The sequence below is a fragment of the Cohnella nanjingensis genome, from assembly GCF_014212125.1.
In the GTDB taxonomy this organism is placed as follows: Bacteria; Bacillota; Bacilli; order Paenibacillales; family Paenibacillaceae; genus Cohnella; species Cohnella nanjingensis.
On sequence record NZ_JACJVP010000031.1, the window covers coordinates 1 to 13,903 of the forward strand.

Below are 13,903 nucleotides of genomic sequence, written 5' to 3' on the forward strand. Positions count from 1 at the left end.
GTCGATCCTCGCGTCGCGGCCCTCGGCGGCCGGCCCCCGCTCGCGGCCCGCCGCGTCCGGCGCGACCAGGCGCCCGTGCTGCAGCCGGCGCTCCGCGAGATCGATGCCGAGCTGCTTGCCCAGCTTGTTCATGATAAACTTCTCGTGCGGCGTCACGATCGTGATCGCCTGCCCGCTGCGTCCCATGCGGCCCGTCCGGCCCGCGCNNTGATCGCCGTCCAGCGCGGGCTCGTATTGGACGACGAGCGCCAGGCCCGGCACGTCCAGCCCCCGCGCCGCCACGTCCGTGGCGATGAGCAGCTTCGTCTTGCCTTCGCGGAACTTCCGCAGCACTTCGCCCCGCTCCCGGCCGGGCGTGTCGCCATACAGCGCGTCCACGGCGAAGCCTTCGTAGCGCAGCTTGGCCAGCAGCTCCCCGATTCGCTCGATGTCGTTCACGAACACGAGCGCGGACTTCGGCTTCAGCGTGCGGACCAGGCGGCGGACGAGATCGATCTTGTCGCGCGCGTCGCTGACGAAGTACAGGTGCTCGATCGTATCCGGCAGCCCGCTACCGGCCTCCTCTTCCACCGTCGTCTCCCACGGGTCGCGAAGCCACCGCGATTCGGCCTCCCGCATCGCATCGGTCCGGGTCGCGGAGACGAACACCGTCTGCCTGTCGCGCGAAGCGCCCTTCAGGACGGCTTCGACGTCCGATCGGCCGCCTAGCGCGAAGACGCGGTCCGTCTCGTCGACGACGACGCGCTTCACCGCATGGAGCGGCAGCTTGCGGAGCGATACGACCTCGCGGATCCGTCCCGGCGTGCCGACGACCAGCGCGGGCTTGCCCTTCATCCGGTCCAGCTGGCGGGACAGCGCCGCGCCGCCGATCAACGCCACCGTCTTGATCCCGAGCGGTCCGCCGTACGTCTCGGCGACGCGCACGATCTGCATCGCCAGCTCCTGCGTCGGCGCGATGACGACCGCCTGCGTCTCGCGTCGCTGCGGGTCGATCAGCTGCAGCACCGGCAGCAGATACGCCAGCGTCTTGCCCGAGCCGGTCGGCGAGCGCAGGATGCCGTCTCTGCCGGCGAGCAGCGGCGGGATGACGCTCGCCTGCACCGGCGTCGGCGTCAGGATCTCCGCTTCCGCCAGCTTGTCCGCCAGCTCCGCCCGGAGTCCCAGCGCGGCGAACGATTCGGCGCCGGCGCCTTCGCCGCGCCCTTCCCGCTCCGTGCCTTGTTCTTCAGTCATAAGCTTGATGCTCCTTTGGGTATAGCCCCGCCGTGGGCGGGGTCGTTATTTCTTGTTCAGCAATCGGGCCACGATCCCGTCCGTCAGACGCGGGAACAGCTGAACCAGCTTCGTGCCGGCCGCCGACGCCCAAGGCAGGTCGATCTCCGCCCGTCCCGTGGCGACGACCGACACGATCGCGCGCGCCGCCTTCTCCGGCTTCATCAGGAAGCGGCGGATATTCCGCTTGTACGTCCCTTCGGGATCGGCGCGATCGAAGAAGGGCGTATCGATCGGCCCCGGATTCACGGCGGAGATCCGGATGCCCGTGCCGCGCAGCTCTTGGCGCAGCGAATTCGTGAAGCCGAGCGCCGCGTGCTTGGACGCCGCGTATCCGGTCGCCTTCGACGTTCCTATTTTACCCGCAAGGGAGGCGACGTTGACGATGTGCCCCCGGCCCGCCTGCCGCATCAGCGGCAGCACGGCCTTGCAGCAGCGGACGATCCCCATGTAGTTCACGTCCATCATCTCCTGGAAATGCGACAGAGGCGCTTCGTCGAACGGCACGAACTCGCCGTAGCCCGCGTTGTTGACGAGCGTATCGATCCGCCCGTACCGCTCCGCTACGCGCCGCACGGTCTCGTTCACCGCGTCCGCGTCGCGCACGTCCAGCGGATAGACGGCATGCTCGCCGCGGATCGCCGCGGACACTTCGTTCAGCTTGTCCACCGAACGCGCGGCCAACACGGGGATCGCTCCCCGTTCGGCGAGTATCCGGGCCGCGATCGCGCCGATCCCGCTGGATGCGCCGGTGATGAGCACGATGCGTCCTTGAAGGGACGAAGAGCCCATACGATCATCCTTCCTCTGTATGTGCGATTGATCCCTCTAGAGACCCCGAACGTTCTCGTTATATTAACAAAAAGCCCCCGAAGGGGCTTTCCTCATTGTACCATATCGTAAGGTTCGCGGACACTTCCGCTCAGGCGATCAGCACCTGGATCTCCATCTCGCCGATCCCGTCCATGATGAGCGGCACGGCGAGCGCCCTGCGCTTGTCCGTGTGCTCCTCCAGCAGCGTCTGTACGATCCGGGGCGGCGTAATATCGACCCGAACGCCTTGGTTGAAGAGAATGGTCGACGCGTTCCCGCTGATCATATTGCCCAGCTCCGAGATGGCGCTTTTGCCCAGTTCGTCGATCTCCGTGATGACGAACCCGCCCATCATCGCCGAGATGATCTTCAGCGCGACCGATTCGCTGAGTCCAAACACGATGTCTCCCGTCATCTGACCCGTCAATCCGATCTGGATCCAGACGTGACGATCGACGAACTGAATGTCCTTCACCGTCAGCTGTCCCGTGCTCGGACGGATCTGCACCATCTGCTCGATGACCATCCGCGCGGATTCCAAAAAAGGATTGATGTATTCTGCCTTCATGACCGAATGTCGCCCCCTTGCAACCGTTTCCTGACGAACCGCTAGCCATCCACCGTTGCCCTCATTATACTGAAACAAGCGGGACAAGTATACTCCCTTTTCGGAAAAAAGAGGTACTTACGGACGATATTGGCCCTTTGGTTGCAAGCCCTTCGGACTAATTTTTGTCAAATTTTGAGAGTTGGAGACGGGGGACGTTCATTTGCCTAACATTTGGGCTCACATTCAATTCGGCAGGGAAATCGCGGCCGATACGCCCTGGCAGACTTGCCTGGCGGACCGTACATGGTTGACGGCCTACCAGCTCGGCTGCCAGGGACCGGACTTCCTGTTCTACGACAACTACCTGCCGTGGCGGCCCGAGACGCCGGCGAACCGGCTGGGCTCGCTGCTGCACAACCTGCATTGCGGCCCCTTCCTGCTCGATCTGTTCGCTGCGGCGCGCGGGCGTCCGCTCGCGGATCCGGCCGTCGCTTTTGTGATCGGTTTTCTGCAGCACCATATACTCGACCGTCACATGCACCCTTACGTGTTCAGCCTATCCGGATTCAAGCGCTGGAACCACCAGCGCTTCGAGACGGCTATGGATTCGGCGATTCTGCTGCGGCGGGCGGGCATCGCGACGGGGACGACGCCCGTCGCGCCGGAGATCGATACGGGCGGGCGGCTGCCCGGCGGCTTCGCCGATACCTTCGGCCGGCTGGTCGCCAAGCACTACCCGGGACTCGCCGGGGCGATCGCGCCGGCGGCGCTGAACCGGGCGGTCGCCCAATTCGTCCAAGCGCAGCGCCTGTTCTTCGATCCGCGCGGCTGGAAGGGCAAGCTGCTGTTCGGCCGGATCGCCCCGTTCTCGCCGCCGCGGCGCCCGCCGGATTGGGACGTGCTGAACGAACGCCGAACGGCCTGGATCGATCCGACCGACCGCACCTGCCGCCGCGCGGAGAGCGCGATGGACCTGTGGGAGAGGGCGCTGGCGGATGGCGCGCGAACGACCGCCGCCGGCTTCGCTTGGCTGACGTCGTCGGACGAAGGCGCGGATGGCGCGCTCCGGGAGGCGTTCGCCGCGCTGCTCGGCAACCTCTCCTACGAGACCGGCCTGCCGTGCGGCAGCGCCTGGATCACCTATGCCGAGCCGGTCATCTGACGGACCGGACTGCCTGCCACGCTCCGTTGCTCTAGTCGCGAGATGGGCTGGGGGCATCACGCGCCGTCGCACTTAGCAGCGATTTGCGGCGAGGCGCCGAGTGGCGATATCAGTATCCCGTCTCCGCCTCGCGCCAGCCTTTCTCCAGATTGACGATCGCTAGAAGCGCGATCCCGATGAAGAAGAACAAGGCGATTGCGAGCAGCGCGGCTCGGCTTGAGCCGGTAAGGATGCCGACGAGGCCGAACGCAAGCGGGCCGCCGAACGAGAAGAACCGGCTCGTGAAGCTGAGGAATCCGTTGTACTCGGCCGTGCGGCCGGGCGGGATGAGCCGGCTGTAGATCGCCCGCGAGGTCGATTGGGCACCGCCCTGCACCAGTCCGACCAAGACGGCCAGCGCATAGAAGTGAAGCGCGTTGGTCATGTAGTAGCCGAGCACGACGATGACCACGTACGTCCACAGCGCGCCGAACAGCATCCGCTTGCTGCCGAATCGGTCCGCCATTCGGCCGAACAGCCATGCCGCCGGGAACCCGATCACCTGGGTGAGCAGCAGCGCCGTGATGAGATCCGTCTGCTCGAGGCCGATGTCGGTGCCGTAGCTCGTGGCCATGACGATGATCGTGTTGATGCCGTCGAAGAAGAACCAGTAGGCGATCATGAACTTGTACAGCTCCGGATACCGCTTGATGCCGCGCATCGTCTCGCCCAGGCGGCGCATGCCCGCGCGCAGGCGATCGGCATAGCCGCCGGCCTCCCGGCGTTTCTCCTGGACCCGGCGGAACAGCGGGAGGGAGAACACGATCCACCAGACGCCCACCATGGCGAACGAGACTTGCGAGGCGCCCGTCGAATCGGCGAAGCCGAGCTGCTTGTAGCCGAGGATCATGCCGAGGTTCACCGCGAGCAGCACGCCGCCGCCCAGATACCCCATGGCGAAGCCCCGGGCGCTGACGCTCTCGCGCATCGCGGGAGAGGAGACGTCGTTCAGGAGCGCGTCGTAGAACGTATTGCCCGCGCCGAATCCGAGCATCCCCGCCACGACGAGCACGGAAGCGAGCAGCCAGTCGCCTTCGCCGATAAAGGCCATTCCGAAACAAGCGACGGCCCCAAGCAGAGAGAAGGCGCGGAGGTACTTCTTCTTCTCCCCCGAGTGGTCCGCGATAGCGCCCAGCAGCGGAGAGATCATCGCGATGAGGATCGCGGCCGTCGTCTGGGTGAACCCCCAGTAGGAGGTCCCCCTCCCTTCCGGCAGGCCGCTCGCGGCGACCCCCGCATAGAAGATGGGCATCACCGCCGCCATGATCGTCGTCGCGAACGCGGAGTTCGCCCAGTCGTACAGGATCCAGGCTCGCACGATTTTCTTGTCGTCCTGCACCGATCGCCTCTCCCTTCAAGGATTCGTTTGTCTATTCCATTCGACAGGGATGGGTCCGAACTCCTGTGTCCGGCGAAGGTTTTACCGTAATTTAATGAAGCGATTGATTTGTAAACCGGCCGTCAACTCGCGACATGACAAGGTTGTGAGCGAAAGGAGAGGTAGCATCGCGGCATCATTGCTTCGTTCGCCACGCTGTAACCCGATATATTCGGGTTACATAGCGTCAATGCCCCGTTCGCCACGCTGTAACCCGATATATTCGGGTTGCGCGGCGTCAGTGCCTCGTTCGCCGCGCTGTAACCCGATTTTTTCGGGCTGCGCGGCGTCAGTGCCTCGTTCGCCACGCTGTATCCCGATATATTCGGGTTGCGCGGCGTCAGTGCCTCGTTCGCCGCGCTGTAACCCGATATATTCGGGTTGCACGGCGTCGATGCGGCCATGGTCCACCTCGCCACTCCTTTCTTATCTGAACACGCCGGCCCTTCGCTCACGAAGCGCAGTCCCGCCTCCGCGCCGCCATCGCCCGCCCCGCGCATCGTCTGCCGCCTTTCCACCAAGCGCCGGCCCGCAAGCGGCGCCCAAGACAAGAAGATCCCGGCGAAGCCGCCGGGATCTCCAAAAGTCCAATGCCTATCCTTATTCGCTCTGACAAGATTCAATCTCACCGGTGCCACTTGCCGTCCTCGCCCTTCCGTTCGGCATACCGGCCGGCCTTGGCTTCGGCGAGCGTCTCCTGCAGCCACTCCCGCTCCGCCCTGCCGTACATCAGCATGCCCTCGATCATCTGCCGGGCGCTGCCGGGCATCCGCTCCCCCCGCAGCGCAACGGTCTCCTCGAGCTGCGCGATGCGAGCATCGCAGGCTTCGAGCTGGCGCCGGGCGATCTCCGCGATCCGCGCCTGGTCGCCGTGCCGCAGAAACGGCATCGCCACCATCATCGGATGCTGCGGATGCGCCTGCTGCTCCAATTGATCGTAGAACAGCTTCGAGAACGCCTCCCGCCCCGCTGCCGTAATGCGGTAGATCGTCTTGTCCGGCCGATGCTCGCCGGGAACCGGGATGACCTCGGCCGCTTCGATCCAGCCTTTCTCCCGCAGTTGATCGACGGCGTAGTAGAGCGAGCCGTCCCGGATCTTGAAGGCGTGATTCCAATTCCGCGCGATCATCGTCTGCCGGATGTCGTAAGGATGCCGGTCGTTCTCCATCAACAGCCCGAGTATCAACAGCTTCATGGACATCTCCGATTACTCCTTGCGGTAAGCCGGCTCGGGCTTGCCCGCGGCGCCTCCGACTCGGGGCTCGCCGGGACGCGCGCCCTGCGGCGCCCCTTGCGTCGCTTCGAGCCGCGCCCGGCCCATCAGCAGGGCGAACACGAGCGCGATGACCGGCAGGACGACCGACCATTGGAAGATATAGATGATGGAATGGCCCAGCTTGTCGAGCAGCAGCTGCAGCACGTTGGCCGGGATCCCCATCTTGGACTGCACCGTCGGGTCGAGCAGCGCCTGGCCGCCTTTGATCTTGTCCGCCATCCCGGCGCTGGCGCCGGGCAGCGACTTCACGCCCGACTGGAACTCGTGCTTCTGCAAGGCGCCGAACACCGTCACCCCGAGCGCGGAGCCGATCGTCCGGAAAAAGGTGATCAGCGACGAAGCCGAGCCTTTGTACTGCGGCGGAACCGAGCTCAGCGTCGAGATGTTCAGGAGCGAGAACGATACGCCCATGCCGAGTCCGACGACAATCATATACAGCGTGATCATCAGGCGGCTGGTCGTCAGGTCCATCGCGTAGCCGAGCAGCGCGGTGCCCGCGACCAGCGTCAGTGCGGAGACGACCATGACGTCCCGGAAGCGGAGCTTGCCCGCGACGCGGCCGCCGATCTGGCTGCTCACGACGACGCCGAGCATCATCGGGATCAAGACCGTGCTCGTCTGGGTGGCGGTCTTGTGGAAAACGCCTTGAATGAAGAGCGGAATATAGGTCGCGCCGGCGATCATCACGCCGCCATAGAGGAAGCTGATCATCATGCTGCTCGTGAAGAGCCGCTTCTTGAACAGCTCGAGCGCGATGATCGGATCCTTCGCATACCGTTCGGCCACGAGGAACAGCACGAGCATGAGGCCGGATGCGACGAAGAGCGTAATCGTATTCCATCCGTTCCAAGCCCAGCCGTCCGAGCCGCCCAGCTCCAGCCCGAACATCAGGCAGAGGATCGCGCCCGCCAGCAGCAACGCGCCGAGCCAATCGATGCTCATCTTCCGATGATTCTTCGACTCGTGGTACGCGCTCAGGATGAACAGGAACGACAGGAACCCGATCGGGACGTTAATGTAGAAGATCCAGCGCCAGCTGATATTGTCCGTGATCGTAGCGCCCAGGATCGGGCCGAAGACGCTCGACAGCCCGAACACGGCCCCGAACAAGCCCATCATCTTGCCCCGCTTCTCTTGCGGGAACAGGTCGAAGATGATCGTGAAGACGATCGGCATGAGCGCGCCGCCGCCGATCCCCTGAATCGCGCGGTAGATAATCAGCTGATCCATGTTTTGCGCGGTGCCGCACAGCACGGATCCCGCGATGAACAGGAAGACGCCCGCGAGAAAAAACCGCTTGCGCCCGTACATGTCGGACAGCTTGCCGAAGATCGGCGTCGCCACGACCATCGCGATCATATAAGCCGAGTAGACCCAGACGAATTTGTCCAGCCCCCCGAGCTTCTTGATGATCGTCGTCATCGCCGTCGAGACGATCGTCTGATCCAGCGCCGACATGAACAGGCCGAGGAGCAGCCCCGCGACTACTAGCTTCGTATTGCTTCTTTTCGCATCCATTGCCAAACATCCTTTCGTTTCTCGAATCGGATCGGACCGATATACTCAAATTTGATTAACACCTTTGTTATTATACTCAAATTGGGGTAAGATGCAATCCTTTTTACATCTTTTGCTCACGCCCGCGAAATCTCCTATAATAGGATAATCGACAAAAGCTTTTTATATCTCTCAATTAACATGATAAAATATTTGAATAAAGGGGGCTTTCCGCGTTGAACATCAACCAACTGGAGACGCTGCTCACGATATCCAAGACGCTTAGCTTCCGCAAGGCGGGGGAGATGCTCAACCTGACGCAGCCCGCCGTATCCGCGCAGATCAAGAGCTTGGAAGACGAGTTCAAGACGATCCTCGTGGACCGGAATCATCCCGTCGCGCTGACCGACAGAGGCAAGGTTTTCCTGGAGCATGCGGAACGCATCCTCACCATCGTCGAAGAGCTCCGGCAGAAGCTCGCCGATCTGGATCAGAATCCGCAAGGCCATATCGTGCTCGGCACGACGGCTTCGATCGCGATTCAGATCCTGCCGCGGGTGCTGTCCTACTTCCAGAACCAATTCCCGCTGATCAAGACGACGATCGTCTCCATGCCCTCTTCGCAGGTGCTCGCCAGCGTGGAGAACGGGTCGGTCGACATCGGCATCAGCTATCTGTCCGATCGCAGCGCCCAAGTGGAGACGTCGGTCCTGTACTACGACACGTTCGAGCTGGTCGTCGCGCCCCGCCACCCGCTCGCCGCGATCGAACACGTCACGGTGGGTATGCTTAAGGATATGCCGCTCATCCTCTTGTCTCCGGATACGCTGGGCCGCCGATTCGTCGAGCGGATCTTCAAGGAGTACAACATCCAGCCGAACATCGCGATGGAGCTCAGCAGCAGCGAAGAGGTCAAGCGGATGGCGGAGCTGAACCTCGGCGCGGCCATCGTTTCCAAATTATCCATTGCAGGCGAGCTCAAACGAGGTACACTGAAGATGATTCCGGTGCGGGAGCTCGAGGTCAGCCACCCGGTCGGCGTCATCACCAAGTCAGGCCGTTATCTGAACAGCGCCATGCGCCAATTTCTGAACGACCTCAAAGGCATGCCCGAGGACCAATTCGTCGGAAGCGAATAACTTCAACTTCAGGAGGTAGGTTTTCCTATGGTAAAATTCGATCTGCATACCCATCACGATCGTTGCGGTCACGCTTCGGGCGTCATTGCGCATTATATAGAAGCCGCCGTCGATGCCGGCCTCGCGGTCATCGGCATCTCCGACCATTCCCCCTACTTCGGACGGGAAGAAGACCATTACCAGCCCGGCATCGCCATGGCCAAGAGCGAATTCGCCCGCTATGTCGAAGAAGTGCTGGCCTTGAGGACGAAGTACAAAGAGAAGATCGAAGTGCTGCTCGGCGTCGAATCGGATTATTTCCCCGAGCACCTGGACGTATACCGCAGCATCTACGAGCGCTACCCGTTCGACTACATCATTGGCTCGGTGCATCAGATCCGGGGTGTCAGCATCTTCAACCGGAACCGGTGGAAAAACTTGGACGCCGCTCTTCACGCGGACGAGAAAATTCGATATTATGAGCAAATCCGCGATTCCGCGAACGCCGGCCTCTTCCAGGTGCTCGGTCATATCGACGCCATGAAAGGCTACTATCCCGCGTTCTCCGACATTCGCGGCGCCGAACATGCGATCGACGACGCGCTCCGCGCGGCAGCCGCAAACGATATCGCCATCGAGATCAACACGAGCGGCGGGACGAAGGACGTCGGCGGCTGGTATCCGTCCGACGCGATCCTCGAGCGCGCGCTGCGCTTCGGCGTGGACGTCACGTTCGGATCGGATGCGCATGTGCCGGCCCGCGTCGGAGAAGACTGGGAGAAGGTCCGGGACCGGCTCCGTGAGATCGGCTTCGCCCGCTGGTGCTTCTTCAGGCAAAAGCAGAAAGTCGTCGTCCCGCTGTAACCTTCCGCCGCGAACGGCGGCCCCCCGCGCACAAAAAAAGAGGACCCCTCACCGCTGAAGGGTCCGCAAAGATATGAAAAGGGGGTCTTGTTAGTCATTCTAACCAAGCTCTACGACAGGACGGTAACAGCTATATTTCATTTGTGTGACAAGTAAAAACGGTTGCGCCATCCTTGGAAGAGGGCGAGACGTTTTTATCGGAGATCATACAGAACGACTTCCAGAAGGAGTGTGACCCCGAGTGGGACATACCAAGACCGCGCATCCGAAGGGCTTCCGGGCCGGAAAATCGGCCAAGGATCCCGACGTTCCCTACGATTTCCATCACCTCGGCCACGTGAAGGAGCAGTCCCGGTCCAAGCGGACGCTGTGGATTACGCTGTGGCTGACCCTCTTCTTCACGATCGTCGAAGTCGTCGGCGGCATCGCCTCCAACTCGCTGGCGCTGCTGTCCGACTCCGCTCACATGATCTCGGACGTCATCGCGCTGGGCCTTAGCATGACGGCCATCTATATGGCGACCCGTCCGCCCAACGCCCGCTACACGTTCGGGTTTCTGCGGTTCGAGATTATCGCGTCCCTGCTGAACGGGCTCGCGCTGTGCGTCATCTCGGTCGGCATCCTGATCGAGGGGATCCGCCGCTTCATCCATCCGGAAGAGATGGATTTCCAGCTCATGCTGATCATCGCGAGCATCGGCTTCGTCGTCAACCTGGTGCTGACGCTCGTACTCAGCCGCAGCCATCACGAGGAAGAGAACCTGAACGTGCAGAGCGCGTTGTGGCACTTCATCGGCGACCTGCTGAGCTCGGCCGGCGTCATCGTGTCCGCCATCATCATCTATTACACCGACCTGCTGTTCTTCGATCCGCTCATCAGCATCGTCATCGCCGCCATCATCTTCATCGGAGGCGCGCGCATCACGAAGGAAGCGGTGTTCATCCTGATGGAGTCCGTCCCGGACAAGTTCGATCTGGATGAGATCCGCGCCGACCTGCTCGCCGTCGAAGGCGTCGAGGACGTCCACGAGATGCACCTGTGGGCCATCTCGACCGACCACTACTCCTTGACGGCGCATACGTTCGTCTCGCCGGATATCCAGCAGTTCTGCATCATCCTGGCGGTGAACGAAGTGCTGGAGAAGAAGTACGGCATCACCCACTCCACCATCCAGATGGAGCACGCGTCCATTCATCCCCACGGAGAGTACGGGCGCGAATTCCTCCGTCACAAAGAAGAGCAGCTCGGCTCGACGACTTAAACGGGCCGTCGCTTGGCCGGGGAGAGCGGGCCTGCGATCAGCGCGCTCGAATCGCCGGCCCGGGAAGGGGTAGCGATATCTTTGATTTGGTTTGCGACCGCGGTCCTCAGCGCGCTCGTCTTCGGTCTGGCCGGCCTTCTCATGAAGGTCAGCCAGATGCGGGGCGGCGCGCTCTCTTCTTTGCTGCTGGGCTTGTACGCCGCGGGAACCTGCGGATTCTGGCTTCAGGCGCTGCTCGCGAAGAGCTGGCAGCCCTTCGACGGGCGCATCTGGCTGGCCGGCGCGGTCGTCGGGCTCGGATCGGCATGGGGCAATCTGCTGTTCATGCGGGCGCTCGACTACGGGCCGGCCAGCCTCACTTCCCCGCTCGCAAACGGCAATATCGTCTTCGTCATGGCGATGGGCGCGATCTGGTTCGAGGAGCCGGTCCGTCCCGTCGCGCTCGCGGGCGCCGCCGCGCTGATCGCCGGCATCGTGCTGCTGTCGATCCGGACGGGACGCAGGGCGCCTCGGACGATCGACTACCGCCGCTGGTACCCGCTCGTCGCGGGAGCGACCCTGCTGTTCGTGTTCCGCAACGGCGGCCTGAAGGTGACCGACTCGCTCGGACTGGACAGCACGTCGGTGCTGTGGGCCGGCTATCTGCTGTCTTGGCTCTGGTTCGCCGCGGCCGCTGGCCTGGAGGGACGCAAGCAGGCGGACGGAGCGGGCAGGGCCGTCCCGGTCGGACAAGCCGCCCGGACTGGCGCCGGCCCCTCCCCAAGCTTAGCCGGCGGGCGCTCCGCCCGCGCGATCGGCTTCGGCTGGGGACTGGCGGCCGGGATCTGCTCGTACGGCGGCCTCCAGCTGTACGCCAACGCGCTGGCGCAGGGCCCATCCTACCTCGTCGCGCCGATCTTCGCCGCGAACAGTCTGGTGGTGGCCGTCGGTTCCCTGCTGATCTACCGGGAGCGGCTGAGCGCTCCCCAACGGTTTGCCCTGCTGTTCCTGCTGCTCGGCCTGGTGCTCGTCCGCCTTTAAGTCCAGGGCGGTACGGCTGCGCCGGCTTGCTTCAGAGCATGACGAACGCCTCCCTTGCGGGAGGCGTTTTTGTATCAGTTGTTTCTATCTTCACTGGCGTCCTTTTGTAAGGATCCGGAACGTGACGCCGAATTTATCCGTTATATTTCCATAAGCGGGGCTGAAGAAACTTGCCTGCAGCGGATCGTTCACTTGCCCTCCCTCTTTCAGCGCTTCAAAATATCGGGTAGCCTTGTCTTTGTCATTGGTTTGAACAACGATGGTCACTTGCGTTCCCTTCTGGTAGCTGCCGCCGGTAAAATGGTCGGAGAGCTGAAGCTCCGATTCGCCGATTTTCAAGATGGCGTAGTTGATCAAGTCTTTCTTTTCCGGAGGCAGCGGGGATTCCGGATTTTCCGGCATATCGCCAAATCGCAGCGTATAGACAACCTTGGCATCTAGCGCTTTCACGTAAAAATCGATGGCCTCATTAGCGCTGCCGTTCATTTCAAGAAAAGGGATCAAACTCGTACTCACAACAATCATCTCCTTCGTTTTTACCGGGCACCGGCGGGCTTTTGCCTATTGGCCGGATTCCCTTGTCACTAACTATGTCGTAAGCGAGCAGGGAAACGTGACCAGATCGCGAAAAAAATTTGATTAGGATCGGAAACGCAAGAAAAAAACTGCATGTTTCGAACATCTCCGTCACAACTACCGAGTTGCGTACGACATATAAGTAAAAGGAAACGAAGAAAGGAATGTGGCGCTTGAACGATCAAAACTGGCTTGCGGAACAATTCGAGGCGCATCGGAACCACTTGCAGGCGGTGGCTTACCGGATGCTCGGATCGCTGAGCGAAGCGGATGACGCTGTACAGGAGTCATGGATACGTCTTAGCCGCTCCGATACTAGCGGTGTCGAGAATATGGGAGGATGGCTGACAACAATCGTCTCAAGGGTATGTTTTGATATGCTGCGATCTAGTAAATCGCGGCGCGAGGAGCTTGCGATGGTTAGCGTACCTGAACCGGTTACGAGCCGCCAGGACGGAAGCGACCCCGAGCATGAAGCGCTGATTGCCGATTCTGTCGGTCTTGCGATGCTCGTGGTCCTCGGAAAATTAAATCCCGCCGAACGCATCGCGTTTGTGTTGCACGATATATTCGCCTTGTCCTTCTCGGAGATCGCTCCCATTATAGGGCGCAACGAGGCCGCGGCAAGACAGCTTGCGAGCCGCGCGCGTCGACGGGTTCAGGGCGTCGAGACGACTTCGGGAACAGCGGAGCTCAAGCGAAAACGGGAGCTTGTCGATGCGTTCCTTGCTGCATCGCGCACCGGTGACTTTGAGAAACTTCTCACGGTATTAGACCCGAATGTCATACTCCGAAACGACACTGCGTTTGCGCCGGCCGCCAACTCGCCGGTTGTTCACGGTTCGCAAGCTGTGGCCAAGCAATTCGCCGGTCGTGCCCAGGGCGCGCGGTCGGTGCTCATAAACGGAACTGTGGGCGTCATCGTGGCTCCTCGCGGTCGATTGCTCTTCGCACTCGAGCTCAAAGTTGTGGATGGCAAGATCGCCGAGATCGACATGATTGCCGATCGACCACGCCTTCGCGGGCTCGATATAGCCGTTTTGAACGATGAATAGGCTAACGTTCCCAGTTAAGTGA

At 61.9% G+C, this 13,903-nt stretch carries 14 protein-coding genes; 6 read left to right on the forward strand and 8 right to left on the reverse strand.

All coding sequences use genetic code 11. The annotated features are described in order from the left end of the window. The 3 genes from H7C19_RS19490 to H7C19_RS19500 form a co-directional block, all read right to left on the reverse strand. Nucleotides 1–1,233 (reverse strand): DEAD/DEAH box helicase (locus H7C19_RS19490; protein ID WP_185670728.1); only part of this gene is annotated, 1,233 nt, incomplete at its 3' end. Nucleotides 1,234–1,278: 45 nt separating this feature from the next. Then, entirely contained in the window at nucleotides 1,279–2,064 is a 786-nt protein-coding gene (locus H7C19_RS19495; protein ID WP_185670729.1) for an SDR family NAD(P)-dependent oxidoreductase, read from the reverse strand. Nucleotides 2,065–2,194: 130 nt separating this feature from the next. Further along, complete coding sequence (locus H7C19_RS19500) at nucleotides 2,195–2,653, reverse strand: chemotaxis protein CheX (RefSeq protein WP_185670730.1); 459 nt, start codon at nucleotides 2,651–2,653, stop codon at nucleotides 2,195–2,197. Between the two features lie 202 nt (nucleotides 2,654–2,855). Between H7C19_RS19500 and H7C19_RS19505 the strand changes: the two genes are divergently transcribed. Continuing rightward, complete coding sequence (locus H7C19_RS19505; protein ID WP_185670731.1) at nucleotides 2,856–3,797, forward strand: zinc dependent phospholipase C family protein; 942 nt, start codon at nucleotides 2,856–2,858, stop codon at nucleotides 3,795–3,797. A gap of 109 nt (nucleotides 3,798–3,906) precedes the next feature. Here the strand turns inward: H7C19_RS19505 and H7C19_RS19510 are convergent, their stop codons facing one another. From H7C19_RS19510 to H7C19_RS19525, 4 genes are all read right to left on the reverse strand, one after another. Continuing rightward, on the reverse strand, nucleotides 3,907–5,154 hold the full coding sequence (locus H7C19_RS19510; protein ID WP_313731828.1) for an MFS transporter: 1,248 nt from the start codon (nucleotides 5,152–5,154) through the stop codon (nucleotides 3,907–3,909). Between the two features lie 143 nt (nucleotides 5,155–5,297). Next, entirely contained in the window at nucleotides 5,298–5,618 is a 321-nt protein-coding gene (locus H7C19_RS19515; RefSeq protein ID WP_185670732.1) for a hypothetical protein, read from the reverse strand. A gap of 221 nt (nucleotides 5,619–5,839) precedes the next feature. Continuing rightward, a complete protein-coding gene (locus tag H7C19_RS19520; RefSeq protein ID WP_185670733.1) occupies nucleotides 5,840–6,415 on the reverse strand; it encodes a PadR family transcriptional regulator in 576 nt (191 codons plus the stop codon). A 6-nt stretch (nucleotides 6,416–6,421) separates the two neighbouring features. Next, nucleotides 6,422–8,008: an MDR family MFS transporter gene (locus H7C19_RS19525; RefSeq protein ID WP_185670734.1), complete on the reverse strand. Its 1,587-nt coding sequence runs from the start codon at nucleotides 8,006–8,008 to the stop codon at nucleotides 6,422–6,424. 215 nt (nucleotides 8,009–8,223) lie between these two features. Here H7C19_RS19525 and H7C19_RS19530 point away from each other — a divergent pair, with 215 nt between their 5' ends. The 4 genes from H7C19_RS19530 (at nucleotide 8,224) to H7C19_RS19545 (ending at nucleotide 12,250) form a co-directional block, all read left to right on the forward strand. Next, entirely contained in the window at nucleotides 8,224–9,126 is a 903-nt protein-coding gene (locus H7C19_RS19530) for a LysR family transcriptional regulator (protein WP_185670735.1), read from the forward strand. Nucleotides 9,127–9,153: 27 nt separating this feature from the next. Then, nucleotides 9,154–9,969: a histidinol-phosphatase gene (locus H7C19_RS19535; protein WP_185670736.1), complete on the forward strand. Its 816-nt coding sequence runs from the start codon at nucleotides 9,154–9,156 to the stop codon at nucleotides 9,967–9,969. A gap of 337 nt (nucleotides 9,970–10,306) precedes the next feature. Next, nucleotides 10,307–11,230 (forward strand): cation diffusion facilitator family transporter, encoded by a 924-nt coding sequence (locus H7C19_RS19540; RefSeq protein WP_313731837.1) that lies wholly within the window; start codon nucleotides 10,307–10,309, stop codon nucleotides 11,228–11,230. Between the two features lie 81 nt (nucleotides 11,231–11,311). Then, nucleotides 11,312–12,250 (forward strand): EamA family transporter, encoded by a 939-nt coding sequence (locus H7C19_RS19545; RefSeq protein ID WP_185670738.1) that lies wholly within the window; start codon nucleotides 11,312–11,314, stop codon nucleotides 12,248–12,250. 90 nt (nucleotides 12,251–12,340) lie between these two features. On the opposite strand, the gene H7C19_RS19550 is transcribed toward H7C19_RS19545, so the two are convergent. After that, nucleotides 12,341–12,766: a VOC family protein gene (locus H7C19_RS19550; RefSeq protein ID WP_185670739.1), complete on the reverse strand. Its 426-nt coding sequence runs from the start codon at nucleotides 12,764–12,766 to the stop codon at nucleotides 12,341–12,343. Nucleotides 12,767–12,999: 233 nt separating this feature from the next. Between H7C19_RS19550 and H7C19_RS19555 the strand changes: the two genes are divergently transcribed. Then, nucleotides 13,000–13,881: a sigma-70 family RNA polymerase sigma factor gene (locus H7C19_RS19555; protein ID WP_185670740.1), complete on the forward strand. Its 882-nt coding sequence runs from the start codon at nucleotides 13,000–13,002 to the stop codon at nucleotides 13,879–13,881. The last annotated feature ends 22 nt before the right edge of the window (nucleotides 13,882–13,903 follow it).